The sequence below is a fragment of the Nocardioides sp. T2.26MG-1 genome (assembly GCF_950101795.1).
GTDB lineage: Bacteria > Actinomycetota > Actinomycetes > Propionibacteriales > Nocardioidaceae > Nocardioides.
In genome coordinates, this window is sequence record NZ_CATNLZ010000001.1 from 153,255 (window position 1) to 176,860 (window position 23,606).

Annotated in this window: 26 protein-coding genes; 19 read left to right on the forward strand and 7 right to left on the reverse strand. The window is 72.6% G+C overall.

Annotated features, from left to right (window positions below; all coding sequences use genetic code 11):
- The first annotated feature begins 15 nt into the window (after nt 1–15).
- The 4 genes from QQZ14_RS00720 (at nt 16) to QQZ14_RS00735 (ending at nt 4,842) form a co-directional block, all read left to right on the forward strand.
- Nucleotides 16–1,386 (forward strand): cryptochrome/photolyase family protein, encoded by a 1,371-nt coding sequence (locus QQZ14_RS00720; protein ID WP_284532234.1) that lies wholly within the window; start codon nt 16–18, stop codon nt 1,384–1,386.
- A 68-nt stretch (nt 1,387–1,454) separates the two neighbouring features.
- Nucleotides 1,455–2,450, forward strand: coding sequence for a hypothetical protein (locus QQZ14_RS00725; protein WP_284532235.1), 996 nt, complete (start codon nt 1,455–1,457; stop codon nt 2,448–2,450).
- Between the two features lie 39 nt (nt 2,451–2,489).
- A complete protein-coding gene (locus QQZ14_RS00730; RefSeq protein ID WP_284532236.1) occupies nt 2,490–3,227 on the forward strand; it encodes a hypothetical protein in 738 nt (245 codons plus the stop codon).
- 22 nt (nt 3,228–3,249) lie between these two features.
- Complete coding sequence (locus QQZ14_RS00735; protein ID WP_284532237.1) at nt 3,250–4,842, forward strand: glycoside hydrolase family 13 protein; 1,593 nt, start codon at nt 3,250–3,252, stop codon at nt 4,840–4,842.
- A gap of 15 nt (nt 4,843–4,857) precedes the next feature.
- Here QQZ14_RS00735 and QQZ14_RS00740 read toward each other — a convergent pair whose 3' ends face one another.
- The 7 genes from QQZ14_RS00740 to flgN all read right to left on the reverse strand — a co-directional run bounded on the left by QQZ14_RS00740 (nt 4,858) and on the right by flgN (nt 10,625).
- Nucleotides 4,858–5,373, reverse strand: coding sequence for a MarR family winged helix-turn-helix transcriptional regulator (locus QQZ14_RS00740; RefSeq protein ID WP_284532238.1), 516 nt, complete (start codon nt 5,371–5,373; stop codon nt 4,858–4,860).
- Complete coding sequence (locus QQZ14_RS00745) at nt 5,370–6,914, reverse strand: MDR family MFS transporter (protein WP_284532239.1); 1,545 nt, start codon at nt 6,912–6,914, stop codon at nt 5,370–5,372. The genes QQZ14_RS00740 and QQZ14_RS00745 overlap by 4 nt, the downstream gene beginning before the upstream one ends.
- A gap of 205 nt (nt 6,915–7,119) precedes the next feature.
- Nucleotides 7,120–7,362, reverse strand: a complete 243-nt coding sequence (csrA, locus tag QQZ14_RS00750) for a carbon storage regulator CsrA (RefSeq protein ID WP_284532240.1) — start codon at nt 7,360–7,362, stop codon at nt 7,120–7,122.
- 48 nt (nt 7,363–7,410) lie between these two features.
- Nucleotides 7,411–7,836 (reverse strand): flagellar assembly protein FliW, encoded by a 426-nt coding sequence (fliW, locus tag QQZ14_RS00755; protein ID WP_284532241.1) that lies wholly within the window; start codon nt 7,834–7,836, stop codon nt 7,411–7,413.
- A complete protein-coding gene (locus tag QQZ14_RS00760) occupies nt 7,833–8,747 on the reverse strand; it encodes a flagellin N-terminal helical domain-containing protein (protein WP_284532242.1) in 915 nt (304 codons plus the stop codon). The genes fliW and QQZ14_RS00760 overlap by 4 nt, the downstream gene beginning before the upstream one ends.
- Nucleotides 8,747–10,147 carry a flagellar hook-associated protein FlgK gene (gene flgK / locus QQZ14_RS00765; protein ID WP_284532243.1) on the reverse strand — a complete coding sequence of 467 codons (1,401 nt, stop codon included), beginning with the start codon at nt 10,145–10,147 and terminating at the stop codon, nt 8,747–8,749. The genes QQZ14_RS00760 and flgK overlap by 1 nt, the downstream gene beginning before the upstream one ends.
- A 1-nt stretch (nt 10,148) precedes the next feature.
- A complete protein-coding gene (gene flgN, locus QQZ14_RS00770) occupies nt 10,149–10,625 on the reverse strand; it encodes a flagellar export chaperone FlgN (protein ID WP_284532244.1) in 477 nt (158 codons plus the stop codon).
- Nucleotides 10,626–10,867: 242 nt separating this feature from the next.
- Here flgN and QQZ14_RS00775 point away from each other — a divergent pair, with 242 nt between their 5' ends.
- The 15 genes from QQZ14_RS00775 (at nt 10,868) to fliK (ending at nt 23,605) form a co-directional block, all read left to right on the forward strand.
- On the forward strand, nt 10,868–11,731 hold the full coding sequence (locus tag QQZ14_RS00775; RefSeq protein WP_284532245.1) for a sigma-70 family RNA polymerase sigma factor: 864 nt from the start codon (nt 10,868–10,870) through the stop codon (nt 11,729–11,731).
- Nucleotides 11,732–11,892: 161 nt separating this feature from the next.
- Complete coding sequence (locus QQZ14_RS00780; RefSeq protein ID WP_284532246.1) at nt 11,893–12,747, forward strand: flagellin N-terminal helical domain-containing protein; 855 nt, start codon at nt 11,893–11,895, stop codon at nt 12,745–12,747.
- Between the two features lie 132 nt (nt 12,748–12,879).
- Nucleotides 12,880–14,223 carry a flagellar filament capping protein FliD gene (fliD, locus tag QQZ14_RS00785; protein ID WP_284532247.1) on the forward strand — a complete coding sequence of 448 codons (1,344 nt, stop codon included), beginning with the start codon at nt 12,880–12,882 and terminating at the stop codon, nt 14,221–14,223.
- A gap of 17 nt (nt 14,224–14,240) precedes the next feature.
- A complete protein-coding gene (gene fliS / locus QQZ14_RS00790; protein WP_284532248.1) occupies nt 14,241–14,630 on the forward strand; it encodes a flagellar export chaperone FliS in 390 nt (129 codons plus the stop codon).
- Nucleotides 14,627–14,977 carry a hypothetical protein gene (locus tag QQZ14_RS00795; RefSeq protein ID WP_284532249.1) on the forward strand — a complete coding sequence of 117 codons (351 nt, stop codon included), beginning with the start codon at nt 14,627–14,629 and terminating at the stop codon, nt 14,975–14,977. Before fliS ends, QQZ14_RS00795 begins: the two co-directional genes overlap by 4 nt.
- A 274-nt stretch (nt 14,978–15,251) precedes the next feature.
- Complete coding sequence (locus QQZ14_RS00800; RefSeq protein WP_284532250.1) at nt 15,252–15,608, forward strand: flagellar basal body rod protein FlgB; 357 nt, start codon at nt 15,252–15,254, stop codon at nt 15,606–15,608.
- Nucleotides 15,608–16,000 (forward strand): flagellar basal body rod protein FlgC, encoded by a 393-nt coding sequence (locus tag QQZ14_RS00805; RefSeq protein ID WP_284532251.1) that lies wholly within the window; start codon nt 15,608–15,610, stop codon nt 15,998–16,000. The genes QQZ14_RS00800 and QQZ14_RS00805 overlap by 1 nt, the downstream gene beginning before the upstream one ends.
- Nucleotides 16,000–16,320: a flagellar hook-basal body complex protein FliE gene (gene fliE, locus QQZ14_RS00810; protein WP_284532252.1), complete on the forward strand. Its 321-nt coding sequence runs from the start codon at nt 16,000–16,002 to the stop codon at nt 16,318–16,320. Before QQZ14_RS00805 ends, fliE begins: the two co-directional genes overlap by 1 nt.
- Nucleotides 16,317–17,915, forward strand: a complete 1,599-nt coding sequence (fliF, locus tag QQZ14_RS00815) for a flagellar basal-body MS-ring/collar protein FliF (RefSeq protein WP_284532253.1) — start codon at nt 16,317–16,319, stop codon at nt 17,913–17,915. The genes fliE and fliF overlap by 4 nt, the downstream gene beginning before the upstream one ends.
- Nucleotides 17,915–18,931 carry a flagellar motor switch protein FliG gene (fliG, locus tag QQZ14_RS00820; protein ID WP_284532254.1) on the forward strand — a complete coding sequence of 339 codons (1,017 nt, stop codon included), beginning with the start codon at nt 17,915–17,917 and terminating at the stop codon, nt 18,929–18,931. The genes fliF and fliG overlap by 1 nt, the downstream gene beginning before the upstream one ends.
- Complete coding sequence (locus QQZ14_RS00825) at nt 18,915–19,592, forward strand: FliH/SctL family protein (protein WP_284532255.1); 678 nt, start codon at nt 18,915–18,917, stop codon at nt 19,590–19,592. The genes fliG and QQZ14_RS00825 overlap by 17 nt, the downstream gene beginning before the upstream one ends.
- Complete coding sequence (locus QQZ14_RS00830; protein ID WP_284532256.1) at nt 19,589–20,896, forward strand: FliI/YscN family ATPase; 1,308 nt, start codon at nt 19,589–19,591, stop codon at nt 20,894–20,896. Before QQZ14_RS00825 ends, QQZ14_RS00830 begins: the two co-directional genes overlap by 4 nt.
- A complete protein-coding gene (locus tag QQZ14_RS00835; RefSeq protein WP_284532257.1) occupies nt 20,893–21,339 on the forward strand; it encodes a flagellar FliJ family protein in 447 nt (148 codons plus the stop codon). Before QQZ14_RS00830 ends, QQZ14_RS00835 begins: the two co-directional genes overlap by 4 nt.
- 2 nt (nt 21,340–21,341) lie before the next feature.
- Nucleotides 21,342–22,334, forward strand: coding sequence for a transglycosylase SLT domain-containing protein (locus QQZ14_RS00840; RefSeq protein WP_284532258.1), 993 nt, complete (start codon nt 21,342–21,344; stop codon nt 22,332–22,334).
- Nucleotides 22,331–23,605, forward strand: coding sequence for a flagellar hook-length control protein FliK (gene fliK, locus QQZ14_RS00845; RefSeq protein ID WP_284532259.1), 1,275 nt, complete (start codon nt 22,331–22,333; stop codon nt 23,603–23,605). The genes QQZ14_RS00840 and fliK overlap by 4 nt, the downstream gene beginning before the upstream one ends.
- Nucleotide 23,606: the final 1 nt, after the last annotated feature.

A 23,606-nucleotide genomic window follows, 5' to 3' on the forward strand; every position in this document is an offset into this window, starting at 1 on the left:
GCATCGTGGAGCCCGATGCCGACTCCCCCACCCGGGCCGACCCCCGCGATCATGTGGTTCCGACGCGACCTCCGGCTGCGTGACAACCCCGCCCTCCTCGAGGCAGCGACCGACGGTCCGGTGCTCCCCCTGTTCGTCCTCGACCCCCGGCTGTGGGGACCCGCCGGCCCGAGCCGCCGGGCTTACCTGACCGCCTCGCTGCGGGCCCTGGACGCGTCGTTGCGCGAGCACGGCACCCGGCTCTCCGTGCTGCACGGCGACCCGGCGCACCAGGTGCCGCTCGCCGCCGGCGCGGTCGGTGCGCGGCGGGTCCACGCCGCGGGCGACTACGGCCCCTACGGGCGGCAGCGGGACGGCGCGGTCGAGCACGCCCTCGCCGGCGCCGAGGTCGAGCTGGTCCGCACGGGCTCGCCGTACGCCGTGGCCCCGGGACGGGTGACCACCGGTGCGGGCGAGCCCTACAGGGTCTTCACGCCGTTCCACCGGGCCTGGGCCGAGCACGGCTGGCGGGCGCCCGTCGACGCCCCGAGACCGGGCGACTGGCTGGCGCTCGACGAGTCCGGCGAGATCCCCGACGCGGATCCGCCGGCCGGCCTCACCCTCCCCGAGGCGGGCGAGGACGCGGCACTCCGTCGCTGGGCGGACTTCCTCGACCGAGTGGACGCCTATGCCGAGGACCGGGACCGCCCCGGCGTGGACGGCACCTCGCGGATGTCGGTGCACCTGAAGTGGGGCGAGATCCACCCCCGCACGCTGCTGGCCGACCTGGCGCGGCTGCGCAGCGACGGCGCGGCGACGTACCGCAAGGAGCTGGCCTGGCGGGAGTTCTACGCCGACGTCCTGCACGCCCGGCCGGAGACCGCCCGCGACTACCTGCGGCCGGAGTTCGCGCGGATGCGGTACGACGAGCCGGGCGCCCGCCTCGAGGCCTGGCGCGAGGGTCGCACCGGGTTCCCGGTGGTCGACGCCGGGCTGCGCCAGCTGCGGGCGACCGGCTGGATGCACAACCGGGTGCGGATGATCGCGGCGAGCTTCCTGGTCAAGGACCTGCACCTGGAGTGGCATCACGGCGCCCGGCACTTCATGCGCTGGCTGGTCGACGGCGACCTCGCCTCCAACCAGCACGGGTGGCAGTGGACCGCGGGGTGCGGCACCGACGCGGCGCCGTACTTCCGGGTCTTCAACCCGACCGCGCAGGGCCGCAGGTTCGACCCCCGGGGCGACTACGTGCGCCGCTGGGTGCCCGAGCTGGCCGACCCGGAGGCGGTGCCCGACCCGCACGACCCGGGCCCGGAGGAGCGGGCGACCGTGGGCTACCCCGAGCCGCTCGTCGACCACGCGGCGGAGCGCCGGGAGGCGCTCGACCGGTGGGAGGAGATCCGCTGACTTAGGTCGGGGTCGGTGGGCTACCCGCGGCCGATCCGCTCCCCGCCGTACCGACCTAGCGTCGGAGCGTGCGCACCGCCCGGCTGCCCGCCCTGGGCCTCTTCCTCGTGGCTCCGGTGTGCGCGGAGTACCTCTGGGGCTATGACGACAGCACCGGCCACCCGGCCACGCTGCTCGGCAACCTCATCGTGTTCTCGCCTCTGTACGGCGCGCCCGCGCTGCTGATCCGCGAGGCCGCCCGTCGCCTCGGCCTCGGCTGGCCCGGCCTGCTGCTGCTGGCCGCCGCGTTCGGAGTGGTCGAGGCGGGCGTCGTGGACCAGTCGATGTGGAGCACCGACTACCGCGACATCCCGTACTGGACCGACATGGCGGCGCCGACGTACCTGGCCCCGATCGGGCTCAGCGTCTATCTGGCGGTCTCGTTCGTGGGTGGCCACGTGATCCTCAGCATCGGCTCCCCGGTGGTGCTCGTGGAGACGCTGACCGGGCGGCGCCGGCACCTCCCGTGGCTGGGCCCGGTGGCGCTGGTCGTGGTCGCCCTCCTGTACGCCGCGGCGTGCGGGCTGGTGGCCAAGGACGCCTACGACACCGGGGAGGCGACCGCCACCTGGGGGCAGCTGGCGGGCTCGAGTGCGGTCGCCGCCGGGCTGGTCGTGGCAGCGGTGACGCTCGGCCGCCGACCGGGCTTGATCGTGCCGGGGCCCGTGCCGCGTCCCGCGCTCGTGGCGGGCGCGGCCGGCCTCGCGATGCTCGGCTGGGTGGCGATCCCTCCCACCCGGCTGGGGACCGCGGCCGTGGTGCTGCTCGCCCTCGGCGCGATCGGGACCGTGCAGGCGCTCTCGCGCCGAGGCGACTGGGGCCGACGCCACGAGCTCGCCCTCGCGTCGGGTGCACTCGTGGCCGCCGGCGCCTTCGCTTTCCTCACCACGCCGATCGGTGACGTCAGCGACGCGGAGAAGTACGGCCACAACGTCGCGCTGCTGACGCTGGTGGTCCTGCTGTGCGCGGCCGCCTCTCGGCGGGCCGGCCGGGCTGGACCTGGGCGCGCCGTCGTGCCAGCGTGAGGCTCCCCGCATCTCACGACCCCGCGTGGAAGGTCCTCGATGGCTGAGCTGCTCGTCCCCCGCCGCTTCTGCGGCCCACCGTCATCGGGCAACGGCGGCTGGTCGGCCGGCGCGCTGGCCGCCCTCGTCGACGCCGGCCCGGGCGCCGGGATCACGGTCTCGCTCCGGCGGCCGCCCCCGCTCGACACCCCGATGCCGGTGACGGCCGCGGGCGGGGTGACGATCGCCTCGCTGGGTGGCGCACCCGAGGACGACGTGGTCGCCCGGGCCGAGCCGACCGAGGCCGAGCCACCGCTGGCCGACCCGGTGTCGCCCGAGGAGGCCCGCGCCGCGGAGGCGTCGTACGCCGGGCTCACCTTCCACCCGTTCCCGACGTGCTTCTCCTGCGGGGTCGACCGCGCGGAGGGCGACGGGCTGCGGATCTTCCCGGGGCGGGTCGCCGACCAGGAGGGCGCCGCCCGGGTCGCGGCCACCTGGACCCCCCACCCCAGCGTCTGCGAGGACGGGGTCGCGACCGTGCCGACGACCTGGGCGGCACTCGACTGCGCGGGCGGCTGGGCCGGCGACCTCGAGGAGCGGCTGATGGTCCTCGCCCGGATCACCGCCCGCCTCGACGCGCTCCCGCGCATGGGCGAGGAGCACGTCGTCGTCGGGCTCGCCGGCCGCAGCGAGGGCCGGCGTACGCACACCTCGGCGACGCTCTACGACGCCGACGGCCGGGTCGTCGCCCGCGCCGAGCACGTGTGGGTCGCGGTCGACCCGGCGGACTTCCGGTGAGCTGTCCTCTACGATGGTCGGCATGAATTTGAACGATCAAATGCAGGGCTCGGGCAGCGAATGGTGGCGACACGCGGTCACCTACCAGATCTACGTCCGCAGCTTCGCCGACGCGGACGGCGACGGCATCGGCGACCTGCGTGGGATCACCTCGCGCCTCGAGCACGTGCGCGACCTCGGGGTGGACGCGATCTGGCTCAACCCCTTCTACACCTCCCCGCAGCACGACCACGGCTACGACGTCGCCGACTACTGCGACATCGACCCGCTCTTCGGCACGCTCGCCGACGCCGACGCGATGGTCGAGCGCGCGCACGACCTCGGCCTCAAGGTGATCGTCGACCTGGTGCCCAACCACACCTCGAACGAGCACGAGTGGTTCCGGGCCGCGCTCGCCGCCGGCCCCGGCAGCCCGGAGCGCGACCGCTACGTCTTCCGCGACAGCACCGACGGACCGCCCAACAACTGGAAGTCCGTCTTCGGCGGCCCCGCGTGGACCCAGGTGTCCGACGGTCAGTGGTACCTCCACCTCTTCGACTCCACCCAGCCCGACCTCAACTGGCGCAACCCCGAGGTCGGCGAGATGTTCGTGGACGTGCTGCGCTTCTGGCTGGACCGCGGCGTCGACGGGTTCCGCGTCGACGTCGCGCACGGTCTGTTCAAGGAGGAGAGCCTGCGCGACCAGGTCTTCGCGACGAGCGAGGAGCCGGTCAGCGGCGCCTCGGCGGGCGAGTCCATGGTCGAGCGGACCGCGGTCGACGAGCCGATGTGGGACCAGCCCGAGGTCCACGACGTCTACCGCCGCTGGCACGAGGTGCTGGCCAAGTACGACGGCGACCGGATGATGGTCGCCGAGGCCTGGACCCAGAGCGCGGAGTCGATGGCGCGCTACATCCGGCCCGACGAGTTCAGCCAGGCGTTCAACTTCGCGTGGCTGCTGGCCCCGTGGTCGGCCGAGGCGTTCGCGAAGGTCATCACCGGCACCTTCGAGGCCGTCGGCCACGTTGGTGGATCGCCGACGTGGGTGCTGTCCAACCACGACGTCGACCGGCACCCGAGCCGCTACGGCGGGGGCGCGGTCGGCCTGGCTCGTGCGAAGGCCGCCACGCTGACGATGCTCGCGCTGCCGGGCTCGGCGTACGTCTACCAGGGCGAGGAGCTGGGCCTGGAGCAGGTCGAGGTCGAGCCGGAGTTCCGGCAGGACCCGTCGTGGTTCCGCACCGGCAAGCCCGGCCGGGACGGCTGCCGCGTGCCGCTCCCGTGGAGCGGCGCCACGCCGCCGTTCGGCTTCGGTCCCGGCCAGGGCCAGCCCTGGATCCCCCAGCCCGCGGAGTGGGCGGAGCTCACCGTCGAGGCCCAGGCGGCCGACCCGGGGTCGACCCTCGCGTTCTACCGCGCGGCGCTCGCCGCCCGCCGGGAGTTCTCCGAGACGGCCGGGGAGGAGATCGAGCTGGTCGACGCCGGCGAGCAGGTGCTGTCCTTCCGGCGCGGTCCGGTCACCGTGCTGGTCAACTGCGGCACCGAGCCCGTGCCGCTGCCCGACGGCGACGTCCTAATGGCGAGCGGCCCGGTCGAGGGCGCGCTGCCCCCGGACACCGCTGTGTGGATCGGCTGAGCACACCGGCCCGGATCAGGAGGTCTCCCGCTCGGGCGGGTGCTCCTCCAGCGCCAGGTTGTAGCGGCGCAGCAGCTCGACGAGCGTGGTGAGGTCCTCCTCGGACCAGTCGCCGAGCCGCTCGTCGAGCCACCGGCGGCGCTCCGCGGTGACCGCGGTCATCCGGCCCACCGCGGTCGCGCCGGCGGAGACCAGGGTCGCCCGGCCGTCGTCGGGGTCGGGTGTGCGGTCGACCAGGCCGAGGTCGACCAGGTGCTGGACCTGCCGGCTGATCGCTCCCTTGTCGATGCCGAACGCGTCGGCCATCGCCGAGGCGCGCTGCGGGCCGTGCTGGAGCAGCCAGGACAGCATCAGGTACGACGACGTCGGCAGCTCGGGGTGCACCGCGTGCGCCCGCTCGCGGAGCACCCGCCGGATCCGGCGGATCATCACGCCCACCTGCTGCTCGAGCCCCCGGAGCAGGTCGGTCCGGGGCAGGTCGGTCCGGGGCAGGTCAGTGCGGGAGCCGGTCCCGGCGCTCGGGTCGCTCACGGCTTGATCGCGATCGCGGTGTGCAGCTCGGCGGCGACCTCGGGCGAGGCCTGCGCCTCCGCGTCGAGGTTGGAGGTGCGCAGCGGCACCTCGCGGATGAACAGGACGCAGACCAGCGCGACGAGGGCGAACGGCGTGGCCACCAGGAAGATCTCGCCGAACGACGCGCCGAACGCGTGCTCGACGACCAGGCGCGCCGGGCCGGAGAGCGTGCTCATGTCGGGCACGTCGTGGCTCTCGTGATCCACCGGCGTGCCGGTGGCGTCGGAGATGCGGTTGGCGACCTGCGTGCTGAGCAGGGCGCCGAGGACCGAGACGCCGATCGAGCCGCCCATCGAGCGGAAGAACGCCACGACCGAGCTGGCCGAGCCCATGTCGGCGAGGCTGACGTTGTTCTGCACCGAGAGCACCAGGTTCTGCATCGTGGCGCCCAGGCCGACGCCGAGGATCGCCATGAAGGCGCCGATCACGACCAGGCTCGTGGTCTCGTCGATGGTGCCGAGCAGGCCGAGTCCGATCACGACCAGCACCATGCCACCGACCAGCCAGTGCTTCCACCGGCCCGTGTCGCTGATGATCCGGCCGCTGACGATGCTGGAGACGAACAGCCCGCCGACCATCGCGATCGACATGAGGCCGGCCTCGGTGGGCGTCATCCCCCGGGCGGTCTGGAAGTACTGGCTGAGGTAGACGGTGGAGCCGAACATCGCCACGCCGATCATCACCGAGGCGACCGTCGCCAGCGCGATGGTCCGATCCCGGAACAGGCGCAGCGGGATCACCGGCTCGACCGCGACCCGCGCCTCGACGTACACCGCCAGCACGAGCACGACGACTCCGACGGCCACGAGGACCGCCGTCGTGGTGGACGCCCACGCGAACTGGTTGCCGGCGAGGCTCACCCAGACCAGGAGGATCGAGACGCCCGCGACGATCAGCGTGGCGCCGAGGTAGTCGATGTGCACCGGGCGCTTCACGACCGGCAGGTGCAGGGTCTTCTGGAGCAGGAAGAACGCAGCGACCGCGAACGGCAGGCCGACGAAGAAGCAGCCGCGCCACCCGAGCGCGGAGTCCACGATCACGCCGCCGATCAGCGGCCCGCTCACGGTCGCGAGCGCGAACACCGCGCCGAGGTATCCGGAGTAGCGGCCGCGCTCGCGCGGGGAGATCATCGTCGCGATCACAACCTGCACCAGCGCGGTCAGGCCGCCGACCCCGAGGCCCTGCACCACCCGGGCGCCGATGAGCACCTCCATGCTGGGCGCGAAGGCGGCGATCAGCGACCCGACGATGTAGATGACCAGCGCGAGCTGCACGAGGAGCTTCTTGCTGAACAGGTCGGAGAGCTTGCCCCAGATCGGGGTGGTCACGGTCATCGCGAGCATCGTCGAGACCACGACCCAGGTGTAGCCGGTCTGGGTGCCGTGCAGGTCGCTGACGATGCGGGGCAGCGCGTTGGTGACGACGGTGCTCGACAGCATCGCGACGAACATCGCGAGCAGCAGGCCGCTGAGGGCCTCGAGGATCTCGCGGTGCGTCATCTGCGCGGGCTCCCCGGTGGGACCGGTCGAGCCGGCTGCGCCGGCGGACACGGACACGGGTGCGGGGGGGACCTGGGACACGGGAGCTCGCTTCACGACGAGTAGAAGGTTGTCGTGGGCAACTATATTCCCGGGACCGGTACTCCCTGACGAACGGGCACCGGATCCGGCCGGAATGGGGCCCGTTCGTCAGGGAGTACCGGGGTCAGTCGTCCTGGGCGGGGTGGTCGAGCGCCCGCGCGAGGTTGGCGACGACGTCCTCGCTGGGGGACGCGGCCTGGCGGTTGGTCTCCTCGAGCTGGGCGAGGAGCTCGGCGCGGTGGACCTTGACCGAGCGCGGAGCCTCGATGCCGACGCGTACGACGTCTCCTCGCACCTCGAGGATCGTCACCACGATGTCGTCGCCGAGCACGACGCTCTCTCCGGCGCGACGACTGAGAACCAGCATATGGTCACGCTACCTGGCGGAGCCGGGCGGTGGGGCCCGGCTCGCAGGTCACGAGACCAGCGGCGCCGCGAGCGGCAGGTCCGCGTCGTCCAGCACGATCTGCCCGCCGCGGAGGCTGGTGGTGTTCACCAGCACCGGCGCGGCCAGGTTCGCCGTGGTCGAGGCGAGCGACTCGCCGGCGTTCAGCACGACCAGGAGCAGCACGTCGTCCGCGGAGCGGATCTCGAGGTCCGTCAGCACGTCGTCGCCGACGGCCGGGGCATAGTCGGGGAAGAACCGCCCCGGCGGCACCACCAGGAAGCTGAGGTCGGGCCGGTCGACCGAGGTGAGGCGGCACAGGTCGCCGGCCTCGTCGAGACGCACGAGAGCGAAGCGGCGCAGGCCGTCGAACCCGAGCATCGGTCGTTCCAGCTCGATGACAGGCAGGTCGGTCTCGTGGGGAGGCATCGTGGCCATCATGGCACCGGCGGTCATCGCAGGAAGTCCAACAGGCTGGGCTGCATCACCCGCGCGGTGGCGGACAGGGCGGCCTGGTAGGCGACCTCCTGCAGCTTCAGGTCGACGCTCGCCTTGACCAGGTCGGTGTTCTCGACCTCGGAGAGCGAGGAGGTGAGCCGGAGCTCGGCGTCGCTCGCGGCGTCGCGCGCCTGCTCGACCCGTTTGGTGCGGGCGCCGATGTCGGCCTGGACGTTGGTGACGCGCTCGCGGTCGGCTCCGAGGACACCGACGGAGCCGCTGATGCCGGCGCTGCTCCCGGACCGCAGGGCGGACGAGAGGTCCGCGAGATGGTCGAAGATCGAGTTGCCGTCGGCGCCGAAGACGTCGGGACCCTCGACGTCGACTCGCACGGTGGCGCCGTCGGAGACGGCCCGCACGACGCCGTCGGTGGTGACCGCGGTCGGCTGGTACGTCACGACACCGGTGATCGGGTCAGCGGCGTACGCCACGGTGCCCGCGGTGACGCCACCGAAGACCGGGCGGTTGAGGTACGCCGCGTTCGACGTGGACACCAGGCCCTGGCGGATCTGGTCGACCTCAGTGGCGAGCGCCTCGCGCGCCTCGGCGCCCATGCTGCCGGTGTTCGCACCCTGGAGCGCGATCTCGTAGGCACGGCGCACCTGGTCGGTCACGCTGGAGAGCGTCGAGTCGGCCTGGTTGAGCCAGCCGAGACCGTCGTTGGCGTTGCGGACGAACTGCCGCTGGTCGGCGACCGAGGCGCGGATCCGCATTGCGGACGTCGCGGCGGTCGGGTCGTCGGACGGGCGGTTGAGCACTCGCCCGGTCGCGAGCTGCTCCTGCACCTTCGCGAGCCGGTTCAGGCCCGCCTGCAGACCGGTCTGGGCCTGCCGGTTCATCATGCCCTGGGTCATCCGCACGGTGCTCATCAGCGCACCAGCCCGGTCCGGTTGATCAGTGTGTCGAGCACCGAGTCCATCGTGGTCATCACCCGGGCGGCTGCCTCATAGGCGCGTTGGGCCGAGATCATGTTCACCGTCTCCTCGTCGAGGCTGACACCGGCCATCTGCTCCCGGGTCGAGTCGACCTGGTCGGTCAGCGCCTGCTGGTTCTTGGCCAGCTGCTGTGCGGAGGCGACCTTGCTGCCGAAGCCGTTCACCAGTCGCTGGTACTGGTCGTCGACCTTGACCGCCTGGGCGAGCGCGGCGGCGTTGTTGCCGTCGTTGCTGGGCCCCGCCACCTTCGAGACGGCCAGCTTGCTCACGTCGGTGATGACGACGTCGATCGTGCCGAGGATGTCGGCGGCGTTGTAGTCGAAGAGCTTCCCGCCCGCGACCCCGCTCGAGTCGTAGCCCGCCATGTGCGCGGCGTTGACGTCGTCCGCCAGACCCTTCGCCACGGCCGCGAGGCCGGCCACGTAGGACGGCAGCGCATCGTCGAGCACCTGGACGGTGGCCCCGACGTCGCCGCCGAGGCTTCCGACGACGGCGGTCGTGCCGCCAGAGGTGTCCGGACTGAGCGCGAACGTCACGGGCCCGCCGGAGGCGGTGCCGTCGGGAGCGACCCCGCCGGTGACGACCAGCTGGGCCGCCGTGATGCCCTTGACCAGGGGCTCCCCGTTGAGCTCGACCAGCATGGTGCCGTCGTCCTGCACGGTCGCCTTCGCGCCGGTCAGCTCGGAGAGCCGGAGGGCGAGGGCGTCGCGCTCGTCCATCAGCGTCGTGGTGTCCGACCCACCGCCGAGGGCGGCCGCGATGGTGCGGTTGGTCGCCGCGAGCTCGCTCGCGACCGAGTTCACCTCCTTCACCGAGGCCAGCAGGTGGGAGCGCTGATCGGCTCCCTCGTCGCTGAGGTGGGCGGCCTGGAGCTTGATCGCGTCCACCACCGTCGCGGCGGCGCCGAGTGCCTGGCTGCGGGCCGCATCGCTGCCCGGAGAGTTGCCGAGGTCGGCGAGCGTGGCCCGGAAGTCGGCGAGGGCGGCCGAGACCCCGGACGGTCCCGGCTCGGCGAGGCCGGTCTCGATCCGGCTGAATGCGTCGGCGATGCTGTCGAGGTAGGTCTGCCGGCCGTGCTCGCGACGCATGCGGCTGTCGAGCAGCGTGTCGGTCATCCGGTCGACCCGGGACGCCTGCACCCCGCTGCCGGTCTCGGTGGAGCGAGACCACCGGGCGGGCGCACTCGCGGCACCGAGGGTCTCACCGACGACGCGACGGCGGACGTAGCCGTCGGTGCCTACGTTCGCGACGTTGGTGCTCGCGATGTCCAGCGCCACCTGCTGGTAGCGCATCGCGGTCAGCGCGGTGTTGATCGAGGCGAAGGACCCTGCCATGTCAGAGGCTCCGATCCACGTACGCCGGCGCGCCGACCCCCGCGGCCACGGCACCGGCCGCGGTGTAGGTCGGAGCGTCGTTGCCGAGGCCGAGCAGGGACTCGTGAGCTGCCCGCAGGCCGGCCGAGATCAGGCTCCGGCTGACGTCGGCCGCACGGACGATGTCGTCGCTCAGGGTGGCGAACGCCTCGCGGTGCTCGGCCAGGATCGAGGCCCAGGGCTCGTCCGCGACCGCGACCAGCGCGCGCAGGCTCGGGTTGGGGCCCAGCCCCACCCCGGCGGCGGCCTCGTCGGCAGCGACCGCACGCAGCAGCTCGATCTCGCGTACCTGCCGTGCCGCGTCCTCGACGTCGCGAGCCGCGGCCGGTAGCCACCGGGTCCGCCCGCTGGACATCACCAGCGCCTCCGTCTCGAGCCGGTACAGCAGACCCTCCAGGAGCTCGCGCTCCCGCCAGAGGACCCACGTCAGCTTCTCCACGATGCCGCTCCCTTACCGATCGGTTGTCCGTGCAAAAGAACCCATCGGGTGCGCGGGGTCGTTGCTGAGGAGTTCTGCCCGAGCTCGCGCACGACGTGGGCGAGCTCGACGGGAGCAGAAACCGCGGGACGAGATGTGACCCACGTCTCGGGTGTCGGTGTAACGCTCGTGGACCTATGCCGTGTAACGCCGGGACTTAGGTCACCGGTCAACTACCTGTCGCTGCGTCCACACTCGGTCGTGTGAACGCGCACAACGAGACGCCTGAGGTCGAGGCGCTGATCCTCTCCCACACCGCACTGGTCGGACACATCGTCCGCGAGACGATGTCGCGGGTCCCCTCGCACGTCGATCGCGACGACCTGACGTCGGCCGGGCTGCTGGCGCTCGTCCAGGCCGCCCAGGCCTTCGACGCCGGCCGCGGGGTGCCCTTCAACCGCTACGCCGCCACCCGGATCCGGGGCGCGATCGTCGACGAGCTGCGCCGCGTCGACTGGGCCTCCCGCTCGGTACGACGCCGCTCCCGTGAGCTCGACGCCACCCGGTCCCGGCTGGCGACGATGCTCGGCCGGCCGGCGACCCAGACCGAGGTCGCCGACGCGGCCGGCCTCAGCGTCGGGGAGGTCGTCGGCAACGACGACGACATCGCCCGGGCCCAGGTGCTCTCACTGCACGCCTCGGAGGACGACGGCATCGGCGAGACGCTGGTCGGCGACGCCCCCGACCCGCAGCGGGCACTGGAGCACCGGGAGCAGCTCACCTATCTCACCGAGGCCGTCGCGGAGCTGCCCGAGCGGCTGCGGCTGGTCGTGGAGCAGTACTTCCTCAACGAGCGGCCGATGGCCGAGATCGCGCAGACCCTCGGCGTCACCGAGTCTCGGATCTCCCAGCTGCGGGCCGAGGCGCTGGTGCTGCTGCGCGACGCGCTCAACCACGAGCTGGACCCCGATCTGCTCGCGCCGCACACCCGTCCCGACGGCTGCGCAGCCAAGCGGCGCGAGGCCTACTTCGCCGCCGTCGCGAGCCGGCACAGCGCCGGCCTGCGCCGCTCCGCGGCCGAGCCCGCGAACGAGCCGGTCGGCGCGCCGGTGAGCGCCATCGCATAGCGCCAGCAGCATCCGAGCTCCCCCTGAGGCGGCCGGTCCGGAAAAATCCTCAAGATTTCTGGGCCGACCGCCTCAGGCCGTTCCTGGATCTGCCGAAGGTGGTCGTGAAGGAACCCACGGAAGGGTTCCCCTCCGACTCACATTCCAGGAAGGAAATCATCATGAGTCTCCGCATCAACCAGAACATCGACGCCCTCAACTCCTACCGCAACCTGTCGGTCACCCAGGGCCAGATGAGCAAGTCGCTGGAGAAGCTGTCCAGCGGCTACCGGATCAACCGTGCGGCCGACGACGCTGCCGGTCTGGCGATCTCCGAGGGCCTGCGTGCGCAGGTCGGCGGCCTCAAGGTCGCGGTCCGCAACGCCCAGGACGGCATCTCGGTCGTGCAGACCGCTGAAGGTGCGCTGACGGAGACCCACTCCATCCTGCAGCGCATGCGCGACCTGGCCGTCCAGGCCTCCAACGGTGGCGCGAACGACGTCGACTCCCAGGCCGCGGCCGACACGGAGTTCAAGGAGCTCGCCAAGGAGCTCGACGACATCGCGAACAAGACCCAGTTCGGTGGCACCAAGCTGCTTGACGGCTCCTACGACGCCAACTTCCAGATCGGCGCCAACACCGGTGACCAGCTGGCCGTCGTGATCAACAACGGCACCGCGCTGGCGGGCTTCGACTCGACCGACCTCGGCGTCAACGGCGACACCCTCACCGGTGCCACCGTCGCGGACGGCGTCACCGCCGCCCAGACCGCGCTGACCAACGTCGACGGCGCCATCAAGACGGTCTCGACCTCCCGCGCGACCCTCGGTGCCACGCAGAACCGGCTCGAGCACAAGATCAACAACCTCAACGTGGCCGTCGAGAACCTGTCGGCCTCCGAGAGCCGGATCCGCGACACGGACATGGCTGCCGAGATGGTGAACTTCACCCGCTCGCAGATCCTGTCCCAGGCCGGCACCGCGATGCTGGCCCAGGCGAACCAGGCCCCGCAGGGCGTGCTGTCGCTCCTGCGCTGACCTGACCGGTAGGTCGGCCACGAGCCGATCCGCCATCGCAGCACCCGGCCCCCGGGAGAGCGCCACCCCGCTCTCCCGGGGGGCAACCGGGGATCTCACGGTCCCCGTCCCCAACCCGATCAGGAGGACCCGGTGGTCACCAGCAGCGTCAGCGGCCTGGCGAGCGGTCTCGACACCGCCAGCCTGATCGACCAGCTGATGCAGCTGGAAGCGGTGCCGCAGAACCGTCTCAAGGCACAGCAGATCACCGAGAAGTCGGTCCTCACCGCGCTGCGCGCCCTCAACACCGACACCCTGCTGCTCGCGAGCAAGGCCGCTGCCCTCGCGAAGCCCGCCACCTGGCAGACCCTCAAGGCCACGGTGACCGGCACCGGTGTGTCCGCGACCGCCGGCGCCACCGCCGCCGCGACCAGCCTCTCGTTCACCGTCGGCTCGTTGGCTGCGACCCACCAGCTCGGGTTCGCGACCGGTGCGGCCCTGGACGCGCGAGTCGTGTCCGGCACGTCGGTGAAGATCACCGGCGTCGACGGCGTGGTGCACGACGTCGCGACCGGCGGCGGCACGCTCAGCGAGCTCGTGTCCGCCATCAACGGCGCCAGTGCGACCACCGGGGTCAAGGCGACCGCGGTCAAGGTCGCCGACGGCTCCTACCGGCTGCTCGCCGAGTCGACCACGACAGGTGCGGCCTCCTCGTTCACGCTGACCGACGCCGACGGGTCCGCACTCCTCGGCGGCGCCGCGGTCCGGGCCGGCACCGACGCCCAGATCGACCTGGGTCTCGGCATCACGGCGACCTCGGCCACGAACACGTTCACCGACATCACCCCGGGCGTCACCGTCACGCTCGGCGCGACCACCACGGTCGGCAGCACCGCGACCGTGACCGTCGCCCAGGACTCCTCGACGATCCGCTCGTCGGTGAGCGGGCTCGTCGACCAGGTCAACTCGCTGCTGTCGCTGATCGACAAGCAGACTGCGACCAAGTCCGAGACCGACGCGGCCGGCGCGCTCGCCGGTGACACCATGGCGCGGACATTGCGCAACAACCTGCTCAACACCGTCTTCGGCGACTCGACGAGCTCGATGGCCACCCTCGGCATCCAGACCGACCGCTACGGCAAGCTGGTCTTCGACGGCGACAAGTTCGACAAGGCGTACGCCGCGGACCCAGCAGGCGTGGCGGCCAGGTTCACGACCGGCGCCACCACCGCGACCGACGGCTGGGCGGCCCGGGTCGTCGCCGTGACCAAGAGCGCGACGGGCTCGTCGGGCACGATCGCCGCGGCCATCGAGGGACGCAACACCGCCCTCGGCCGGCTCTCCAAGAGCATCGCCGCCTGGGACGACCGCCTCGAGCTGCGGCGAGCCTCCCTGGAGCGCACCTACACCGCACTCGAGACCGCGCTGTCGAACCTGCAGGGACAGGGGAACTGGCTGGCTGGCCAGATCTCGTCGCTGCCGTCCTACTCATCGTGACCACGGAAGGAACACCGATGACCGCCTACCTCAACCCGCGCGAGACCTACCTCGCTGCCTCGGTCTCGACCGCGAGCCCGCAGCAGCTGCTGGTGATGCTCTACGAGCGCCTCACGCTCGACCTGCAGCGGGCCTCGGAGGCACTCCGCAACGGCGAGCCGAGCAAGGCCCACGAGCCGCTGCTGCACGCGCAGGAGATCGTGCTCGAGCTCAACGCGAGCCTGGACCTGAAGGCCTGGGACGGCGCGAGCGGGCTGGCCTCGCTCTACGACTACCTCCACAGCGAGCTGGTGAAGGCCAACATCGGCAAGAACCTCCGCATCACCGACTTCTGCCTCAACATCGTCTCGACGCTGCGCGACACCTGGCGCGACGCCGCCATGGGCATGATCGCCGAGTCGGCATGAGCACCGAGGCCGTCGCTCGCACCTCTCCGGGGACCGACGAGCACCTCCACTGGGAGACCGCCCTCGACCGGCTCGAGCTGGACGTGATGCTCGCCGAGCGCACGCTCGCCGACCCGAGCCGGGCCGGGCACCTGGACGATCCCTGGGACGAGCCGATGCTCGCCGGGCCGATCCCAGCCGACCTGGTGGAGCGGGCCCTCGCCATCCGCGAGCGGCAGCTCCGCGTCGAGGCCGAGCTCGTGCAGGCCGTGGGCTCGGCCCGTCGCCAGCACCGCTTCGCCGACCGGGTCGACCGCGCCACCGGACGCGGCCCCGGGCGTGCCGTGTACGTCGACCTCGAGGCCTGAGCCAGCCCACCCCGTCATCGATCGCGTCGTTCGGCCACGCACGTGGCCCGGTCGGCGCGATCGGCCCATTGCGAGACCGTCCACGACCCGGCGGGCATCCTCCCGATCACGCCCGTCTAGACCGTCCGCGAGACTCACCGGACCGAATCGGATCGACCTCGTCGGTTTCGCTCAGGTCCCCGCACCGAGCGCCGAAGGTCCAGGCGAGCACGGATCGCTCACCCCCCGCCGATGGACCGGCAACGACCACCCCTCTTCTTTCGGAGGCTTGGCAATGCCGTTCGCAATCTCTGATCCTGTCGGCGCCGTTCTCAACGCCGCGCTCGACGGGGTCGCCCTGCGTCAGCGCGTGACTGCGGACAACATCGCGAACGTCGACACCCCCGGGTACCGCGCCAGCAGCGTCGACTTCGAGTCCAGCCTGCGCGCCGCGATCGCCGCCGGAGACCCGGCCGGCGCCGCGCCCGCCACGACGCTCGCCACCAGCACGCCGGTCGGCGCCAACGACAACAACGTCGACCTGCGCAAGGAGACGCTCTCGGCCGTCCAGTCGCAGTTCCAGTACCAGATCCTGACCCGGGCGACCACCGACCGGTTCACGCTGATCAAGACCGCAGCGGGCGTGGCCTGATGGGCGCGTTCGACACCCTCGCCATCGCCGGCTCGTCGATGGGCGTGCACCAGACCTGGCTCGACGTGCTGGCCTCGAACATCGCCAACGTCAACACGGTCACCCCCACCAGCCAGAGCGCCTTCCAGGCGCAGATGCTGATCGTGCGCTCCGCCCCCGGCGGCGGCGTCGAGGTCGCCGGCCTCGCCGAGAGCGACCCCGCGGGCCGCCTCGTGTCCGATCCGGGCAACCCGATGGCCGACGCCGACGGCTACGTCCGCGCCCCCGACATGGACATGTCCTCGCAGATGACCCAGCTGGTGATGGCCCAGCGCGGCTTCCAGGCGTCCGTCCAGGTCACCAAGCAAGCCCAGGAGACCTACACCGCCGCGTTGCAGATCGGTCGTGCCTGATGAGCATCAACGCCATCGAGGCCATCGGCGGCTTCACCCCGACCGTCGCGCCCCAGCTCACCGGCGCCCAGACGATCCACGGCAGCTCGAAGGTCGACTCGTCGTTCGGCGACCTGGTCATCGACGGCCTCGACCGGCTCGAGGCCGTGCAGGATCGCTCCGACCAGCTCGCCGTCAAGGCCGCCACCGGTGACCTCGACGACATCCACGACTACACGATCGCCTCCACCGAGGCCGCGGTCACCACGCAGCTCACCGTCGCGGTGCGCAACCGGGCCCTCGAGGCGTTCAACGAGATCATGCGGATGCCGATCGGATGAAGCAGAGACTCAACCGCAGCCTCGGCAACCTGCGGACCACGTTCACGTCGTTCACCCTCGGCCAGCAGGTCGTGGCCGTGGTCGGCACCATGGCCATCCTGCTCGCGGCGTTCATGGTCTTCCGGTGGGTGTCCACCCCCGACTACGCGCCGCTCTACAGCAACCTCGCGGCGTCCGACGCCTCCGCGATCGTCGACGAGCTCGACTCGCAAGGCACGCCGTACAAGCTCGCGAACGGCGGCTCCACGATCATGGTGCCCCGCGACTCGGTCTACTCGACCCGGATCTCGCTGAGCGGCCAGGGCCTCCCCGAGCAGGGCAGCGCCGGAGGCGGTGACGGCTACTCGCTGCTGGACAACCAGGACATCTCGACGTCGGAGTTCCAGGAGCAGACCGACTTCAAGCGCGCCATGGAGGGTGAGCTGGCCTCGACGATCGAGGCGGTCGACGGCGTCAGCACCGCCGTGGTCCACCTCGCGCTCCCGCCGGCGAAGGTCTTCGCCGACGAGCAGGACCCGCCGACCGCCTCGGTGCTCATCGACACCGCCGCCGGCGCGACCTTCGAGCCGCAGCAGGTCCAGGCGATCGTGCACCTGGTCGCCTCGAGCATCGACGGCCTCGACCCCGACAACGTCACGGTCGCAGACTCCTCCGGCAAGGTCCTCTCCTCCAGCGACGCCGGAGCCCTGGGCGCCAGCACCCGCGACCAGCAGGTCACCACGTTCCAGCAGCAGACCAGCCAGCGCATCCAGGCCATGCTCGACCGGGTCCTCGGCCCCGGCAACTCGACGGTCCAGGTGACCGCCGACCTCGACTTCGACAAGTCGGTCTCGGAGTCGACGACCTACGGCAAGAACGCCAAGGCCCCGCTGTCCTCGAGCTCGAGCACCGAGAAGTACGACGGCCCGGCCGGCGGCTCGAGCAGCACCGGCGTCGTCGGCCCGGACGGGCAGATGGACAGCTTCGGCACCACCGCGAACGGCAAGTCGTCCTACGTGAAGGAGTCGCAGACCTCCGACAACGCCGTGGAGACGACCGTCGAGCACCGCGAGACCGCACCGGGCAGCGTCAACTCGCTCCACGTCGGCGTCGTGCTCGACACCGTCGCCGCCCAGGGCCTCAACGCCACCGACGTGCAGGACCTGATCACCGCCGCTGTCGGCATCAACCCCAACCGGGGCGACACCGTCCAGGTGACGACGATGCCGTTCGATCGCACCGCCGACAAGGCCGCCGCAGCCGAGCTGGCCGCCGCGGCGAAGGCCGCGAAGACCGCCCGGATGTGGGACATGGTCCGCAACGGCGGGATCGCGCTCGCCGTCCTCGCCATGCTGCTCATCGCCTGGCTGCGGGGCCGCCGCAAGGCGAAGCGTCGCGACCAGAACACCACTTACCTGGTGGAGCAGCTGCGCAGCGACGCCGCCGACCGGGCCGCCGCGACCGCGGCCGTCATGGAGGCAAGCCCGGCCCTGGCGGCCCTGGAGAGCGCCGACAACGCCTCCTCGGAGCTGCGCCGCGAGCTCGCCGACCTGGCCGAGGACCAGCCTGAGGACGTTGCCGCGCTGCTGCGTGGCTGGCTGGTGGAGCGTCCCTGATGACCACGATGAACCTCACCGCCGCCGGTGTGCGCAAGGCAGCGGTCGTGCTGATCCAGCTCGGGCGGGACAGTGCCGCAGCGGTGCTCGGCCACCTCTCCGACGCCGAGGTCGAGGCGATCTCCGCCGAGATCGCCCGGCTCGAGTACGTCGACGCCAACGAGAGCATGGCCGCGCTCACCGAGTTCCGCGACATGGCCAACGCCAAGGCGAACATCGCCCGCGGCGGCCTGGCCTTCGCCCGCACCATGCTCGAGCAGTCGCTCGGGGCCGACCGGGCCGGCGAGATCATGGAGCGCCTGCAGGCCGCGGCCGTCCAGATGCCGTTCCAGTTCGTGCACCGCGCCGACCCCTCCCAGCTGCGCACGTTCATCGCCGACGAGCACCCCCAGGTGATCGCGCTCGTGCTCGCCCACATGACCGCCGAGAAGGCCTCGCTGGTCCTCTCCGGGCTGCCGTCGACCCTCCAGGCGGAGGTCGCGCACCGGATCGCGGTCATGGACCGGACCTCCCCCGAGATCATCCACGCGGTCGAGCAGAGCCTGGAGCGCAAGCTCTCCTCGGTGCTCCAGCCGGCCGAGATGTCGCGCGTCGGCGGCGTGGACCCACTGGTGAGCATCATCAACCGCTCCGACCGGGTCACCGAGCGCCAGATCGTCGAGGGACTCGAGGCCCTGGACGCCGAGCTGGCCGAGGAGGTCCGCAGCCGGATGTTCATGTTCGAGGACATCGTCAAGCTCGAGGACCGCTCGGTCCAGCTCGTCGTGCGCCAGGTCGACCAGGCCGAGCTGGCCATGGCGCTCAAGGGCGTCAGCGACGCCGTGCGCACCAAGATCACCTCCAACCTCTCCAGCCGTGCCGCCGAGACCCTGCTCGAGGAGGTCGACCTGCTCGGCCCGGTCCGCCTCGCCCAGGTCGAGGAGGCCCAGCAGTCCGTGATCCGGCGCATCCGCCAGCTCGAGGAGCAGGGCCAGATCATCATCAACCGCGGGAGCGACGATGAGCTCGTCTCCTGACGGCCGGCAGACGATGTACCGCCCTGCCGACCGGCCGGACCTGCGCACCGGGGTGTGGACCCGCCTCGGCGACTCCGCGGTCCTCGGCGACACCGTCACCGAGGCCGCGCTCGACGGCCTCGCCGAGCGCACCCACAGCGCCGCGCGCTCCCAGGGGTACGCCGTGGGGTGGGCCGAGGGACGCCAGGAGGCGATGGTCCGCATGTCGGCCGCCGAGGCGGCCGCCGAGCAGCGGCACCGCGACGAGGAGGACCGGCGCGAGCACGAGCACCGCGCCGCGATCGCCGCGCTCGCCGACGCGGCCGACGCACTGCGCCGCGCGACCCAGGACGCGACCACCCGGATCGCCGGCCAGGCGACCGACCTCGCGTTCGAGCTCACCCAGACCCTGGTCGGCCACGAGCTGGCCACCGCCGCCGAGCCCGGGGCGGCCGTGATCGCCCGGGTGCTCGCAGCGCTCCCCGACGACCCGTCCACCGTGGTGCGGGTCGGCTCCACCGCCGCCGGCTCCCACGCGGCCGTCCTGCTGCAGGAGCACGGCGTCCGCCTCGTCGTGGACCCGGACCTCGGGCCCGGCGACGCCGTGGTCGAGACCGACACCACGGCGATCGACCTCTGCGTCACGTCCGCGCTCGCCCGGCTCCGCGAGGTGCTGTCATGAGCGCCCTGCTCGAGAGCCACCGTCGCGAGGCCCAGCTCGCGGTCCGGCCGGTCCACCTCGGCCGGGTCGTCGGGCTGCTCGGCCTGCGGGTGACGGTCTCCGGGGTCTCCGCGGCGCTCGGCGACCTGCTCGAGGTCCGCGGTCTGGGTGGCCCGGTCCCGGTCGAGGTCGTGGCCAGCGGCGACGGGCTGCTCACCTGCCTTCCTCTCGGCGACACCACCGGCCTGCGCGCCGGCGACCACGTGATCAACAGCGGCGAGGGCCTGCGGATCCCCGTCGGCGAGGCGCTGCGCGGCCGGGTCCTCGACGGCCTCGGCCGGCCGATGGACGGCGGCCCCGACCTCGGGCACCTGCCGGTCGTCACCGTCGACCACCTGCCGCCCGCCGCCCTCAGCCGCCCCCGGATCGACCAGCAGCTCGGCCTCGGCGTACGCGCCCTCGACGGGCTCATCTCCTGCGGCCGCGGCCAGCGTCTCGGCATCATGGCCGGCTCGGGCGTCGGCAAGTCGAGCCTGCTGTCGATGGTCGCCCGCGGCACCGACGCGGAGATCTCCGTGATCGCGCTGATCGGCGAGCGCGGCCGCGAGGTCCGGGAGTTCCTCGAGAACGACCTGGGCCCCGAGGGCCTGAAGCGCTCGATCGTCATCGTGGCCACCTCCGACGAGCCACCGGTGGTCCGGCTGCGCGCCGCCTTCGTCGCCACCCGGATCGCCGAGTGGTTCCGCGACTCCGGCCGCCACGTCGTGCTGATGATGGACAGCCTCACCCGGGTCGCCCTCGCCCAGCGCGAGATCGGCCTCTCCGCGGGCGAGCCGCCGGCGACCCGCGGGTTCCCGCCCAGCGTGTTCGCGCTGCTCCCCCGCCTGCTGGAACGAGCCGGCACCTCCCCGGAGGGCAGCATCACCGGCCTCTACACGGTGCTGGTCGAGGGCGACGACATGCAGGACCCGATCGGCGACTCGGCCCGCTCGATCCTCGACGGCCACGTGGTGCTGTCGCGCGACCTCGCCACCTCGGGCCACTTCCCGAGCATCGACGTCCTCGAGTCGATCTCCCGTGTCGCGACCGCCGTCATCGGGCCCGAGGGCCGCCAGGACGCCACCCGGCTGCGCCGCCTGCTCGCGGCGTACCGCTCCGTGCGCGAGCTGGTCGAGATCGGCGCCTACGTCAGCGGCACCGACGCCGACGCGGACGACGCGCTCGCGCTGATGCCGCGCATCAACGACTTCCTGCGTCAGGACATGTCCGACGTGACCGACACCGCGGACACCTGGTCCGCCCTGCACGAGCTGGTGAACCCATGACGAACCGAGGCGAGTCCAGCCTGCGCGGCCTGGTCCGGCTGCGCAACCTCCGCGAGCGCGACAGCCGGCTCGGCCTCGCGACCGCGCTCATCGAGGAGAACGCCGCGGCCGCCCGGGTCCGGGCGATCGAGGACCAGATGACCGACGCCCCCGAGCGCGACGTCAGCGACCTCGAGGCCTTCCGGGCCCGGCACCACCGGCTCGAGGCCCTGGTCATGGCGCTCTCGGACGCACGCGCCGCCCATGCCTCCGCCCACCAGCTCGCCCTCGCGGCCAGGAGCAGGTGGATGGAGGACCGCACCCGCCTCGCCGCGGTCGAGTCGCTCATCGCCCGGCGCGCGGCCGCCGTCCGCGTGGAGCGCCTGCGCCGCGAGAACCGCGAGATGGACGCGATCGGCGAAGACCTGTGGCGCCGCGCCCAGAGCGCCGCGGAGGTGTCCTGACCATGAGCCTCACCGACGCCACCGCCCGGATCAGCCAGATCCAGTCCCAGCTCGCGCTGCTCGCACCCCCGGTCGCCACGACCAGCTCCTCCTCCGCCGCGTTCGCGACGTCGCTGCGCACCGCCGCCACGGCGGTCACCCCCGGCACGCTCGGCACGACCGGCACGACGGAGTCGGGCGACGCGGTCGTGGCTGCGGCGAAGAAGTACCTCGGCGTTCCCTACGTCTGGGGCGGCACCGACCCGAACAAGGGCCTGGACTGCTCCGGCCTCGTGCAGCAGGTCTACGAGGACCTCGGCTACGAGCTGCCACGCGTGTCCTACCAGCAGGCCGAGGCCGGCCGCGCGGTGAGCGGCGGTCTGGCCAACGCCCAGCCCGGCGACATCCTCGCCTTCGGGTCGCCGGTCCACCACGTGGGCATCTACATCGGCGACAACCGGATGATCGAGGCGCCGCGCCCCGGCCTGGACGTGCGGATCGGGCCCGTATACGAGACGCCGACCGCGATCCGGCGGATCGTGCCGGACGCCGGCTCGGTGAGTCCGGTCAGCACCGTGGGCGGCACCGGCTCGCCCGCGCCGCTCGCCGCCAACGTGGCCGGCCGGGTGGCGGCGAGCACGCCGTACGCCTCGCTCTTCGAGGCTGCTGGGCAGCGCTACGGCGTCAGCGCCGAGCTGCTCTCGGCCGTGGCCCGCCAGGAGTCGGGCTACAACCCGCGGGCCACCAGCCCAGCCGGCGCCCAGGGCCTGATGCAGCTGATGCCAGGCACCGCCGCCGGGCTCGGCGTGAAGAACGCCTACGACCCGGCTCAGGCCGTCGACGGGGCCGCGCGGCTGCTGAGCAGCCTGCTCGACCGGTTCGGCTCCACGCCGCTCGCGCTCGCCGCCTACAACGCCGGACCCGGCGCCGTGCTCCGCTACGACGGCATCCCGCCGTACCCCGAGACCACCAACTACGTCCGTTCCGTGATGTCGATGCTGGGAGCCGCCGCATGACCACCATCCCGATCGGGGCCACGGTCCCGGCGATCGACCAGGGCGCACCCGGGTCGCCCGGCAACACCGGCGGCGGAGACGTGTTCCTCGCCCTGGTCCAGGGGCTCCTTGACGCCCAGCCCGTGCTGCCGCCGCTGGCGCAGCCCGGGTCCCAGGAGGCCACCGAGGCCGCGCTCGGGGAGGTCGTGCCCGGAGAGGCCGAGGAGCAGTCCGCCGATGCGGGTCTCCCCGACCCGGCGTCGGCGGCCGCGCTGGCCGGCTCCCTCACCTCCCCGCTGATGACCGGCCTCGCGGCTGCTCTCGTGCCCGGGCTCGTGACGCCTCCGTCCGCTCCGCGCGCCGGTGACCCGAGCGTCACCGCCGACCTGGTCGGGGCCGGTGACGCCGCACCCGACGACGGGCTGACCGCCCTCGCCGGGCCGAGCGCCGAGGTCTCGGGCGCCCAGACCGCTTCGGCGGCAGCGGTGCCGGGTCCGCGCCCGGAGCCCGCCCGGCCCGACCTGGGTGCCACGGACACCCGCCCGGCCGCCACCGACGCGACCGCCACCGACGCGACCGCCACCGACGCGACCGCCACCGACCGGCCCGCCACCACCGACCAGCCGGCCACCACGCCGGCCGCGCCGCCGAGCGCCACAGCACCGACCGCGGCCTCGGCGCCCACCCCGGCACCGACGCTCGCCGGCGTCGCCGCGCCCACCGCGCCCGCCGCCGTGGGGACGGCCCCCACCACGCCGGTCGCACCGGTCGCCCACCAGGTCTTCCCCGAGGTCGTCAAGCTCACCACGAGCACCGACGGGCCGCAGCGGGTGACCATCCGACTCAACCCCGAGGCGCTCGGCGAGGTCCGCGTGGTGCTCACGGAGCGTCGCGGCACCCTCGAGGTCAGCCTGAGCGCGGGCAGCGACGCCAGGCGTGCGCTGCTGGAGGGCACGCCCGAGCTGCAGCGACTGCTCGACGCGGTCGGCCGCGGCGACTCCCGCATCGTCGTGCGCGACGCGACCGGGCTCCCGGTCACGGCGCCCGCGCCGGGCTCTGCCACCAACTCGTCGTCCGGCCAGACCGGCCCGGGCACGACCTGGTCCGGCGACCTCGCGGGCGGCGCCCAGACCGGAGCCGGACGCAACGGAGCCGATACCGCACCCGACCAGGACCGGCGTCACGCGCCTGGAGGCAGCACCATCACGGACGCCATCGCCAGCGCGACGAACAGGTCGCGGACCACCGAGACGGTCACGGGGGCCCGACCGGGCCTCGACGTGACGATGTGAG

Coding starts and splice junctions, on each gene's coding strand:
- fliG (WP_284532254.1), top strand. CDS start 17,915: ATGACCACGATGAACCTCACCGCCGCCGGTGTGCGCAAGGCAGCGGTC.
- QQZ14_RS00730 (WP_284532236.1), top strand. CDS start 2,490: ATGGCTGAGCTGCTCGTCCCCCGCCGCTTCTGCGGCCCACCGTCATCG.
- QQZ14_RS00745 (WP_284532239.1), bottom strand. CDS start 6,914: ATGACGCACCGCGAGATCCTCGAGGCCCTCAGCGGCCTGCTGCTCGCG.
- QQZ14_RS00805 (WP_284532251.1), top strand. CDS start 15,608: ATGGGCGCGTTCGACACCCTCGCCATCGCCGGCTCGTCGATGGGCGTG.
- QQZ14_RS00840 (WP_284532258.1), top strand. CDS start 21,342: ATGAGCCTCACCGACGCCACCGCCCGGATCAGCCAGATCCAGTCCCAG.
- QQZ14_RS00830 (WP_284532256.1), top strand. CDS start 19,589: ATGAGCGCCCTGCTCGAGAGCCACCGTCGCGAGGCCCAGCTCGCGGTC.
- QQZ14_RS00735 (WP_284532237.1), top strand. CDS start 3,250: ATGAATTTGAACGATCAAATGCAGGGCTCGGGCAGCGAATGGTGGCGA.
- fliF (WP_284532253.1), top strand. CDS start 16,317: ATGAAGCAGAGACTCAACCGCAGCCTCGGCAACCTGCGGACCACGTTC.
- QQZ14_RS00780 (WP_284532246.1), top strand. CDS start 11,893: ATGAGTCTCCGCATCAACCAGAACATCGACGCCCTCAACTCCTACCGC.
- csrA (WP_284532240.1), bottom strand. CDS start 7,362: ATGCTGGTTCTCAGTCGTCGCGCCGGAGAGAGCGTCGTGCTCGGCGAC.
- QQZ14_RS00825 (WP_284532255.1), top strand. CDS start 18,915: ATGAGCTCGTCTCCTGACGGCCGGCAGACGATGTACCGCCCTGCCGAC.
- fliE (WP_284532252.1), top strand. CDS start 16,000: ATGAGCATCAACGCCATCGAGGCCATCGGCGGCTTCACCCCGACCGTC.
- fliS (WP_284532248.1), top strand. CDS start 14,241: ATGACCGCCTACCTCAACCCGCGCGAGACCTACCTCGCTGCCTCGGTC.
- QQZ14_RS00720 (WP_284532234.1), top strand. CDS start 16: ATGCCGACTCCCCCACCCGGGCCGACCCCCGCGATCATGTGGTTCCGA.
- QQZ14_RS00760 (WP_284532242.1), bottom strand. CDS start 8,747: ATGAGCACCGTGCGGATGACCCAGGGCATGATGAACCGGCAGGCCCAG.
- QQZ14_RS00835 (WP_284532257.1), top strand. CDS start 20,893: ATGACGAACCGAGGCGAGTCCAGCCTGCGCGGCCTGGTCCGGCTGCGC.
- flgK (WP_284532243.1), bottom strand. CDS start 10,147: ATGGCAGGGTCCTTCGCCTCGATCAACACCGCGCTGACCGCGATGCGC.
- fliW (WP_284532241.1), bottom strand. CDS start 7,836: ATGACCGCCGGTGCCATGATGGCCACGATGCCTCCCCACGAGACCGAC.
- QQZ14_RS00795 (WP_284532249.1), top strand. CDS start 14,627: ATGAGCACCGAGGCCGTCGCTCGCACCTCTCCGGGGACCGACGAGCAC.
- QQZ14_RS00800 (WP_284532250.1), top strand. CDS start 15,252: ATGCCGTTCGCAATCTCTGATCCTGTCGGCGCCGTTCTCAACGCCGCG.
- fliK (WP_284532259.1), top strand. CDS start 22,331: ATGACCACCATCCCGATCGGGGCCACGGTCCCGGCGATCGACCAGGGC.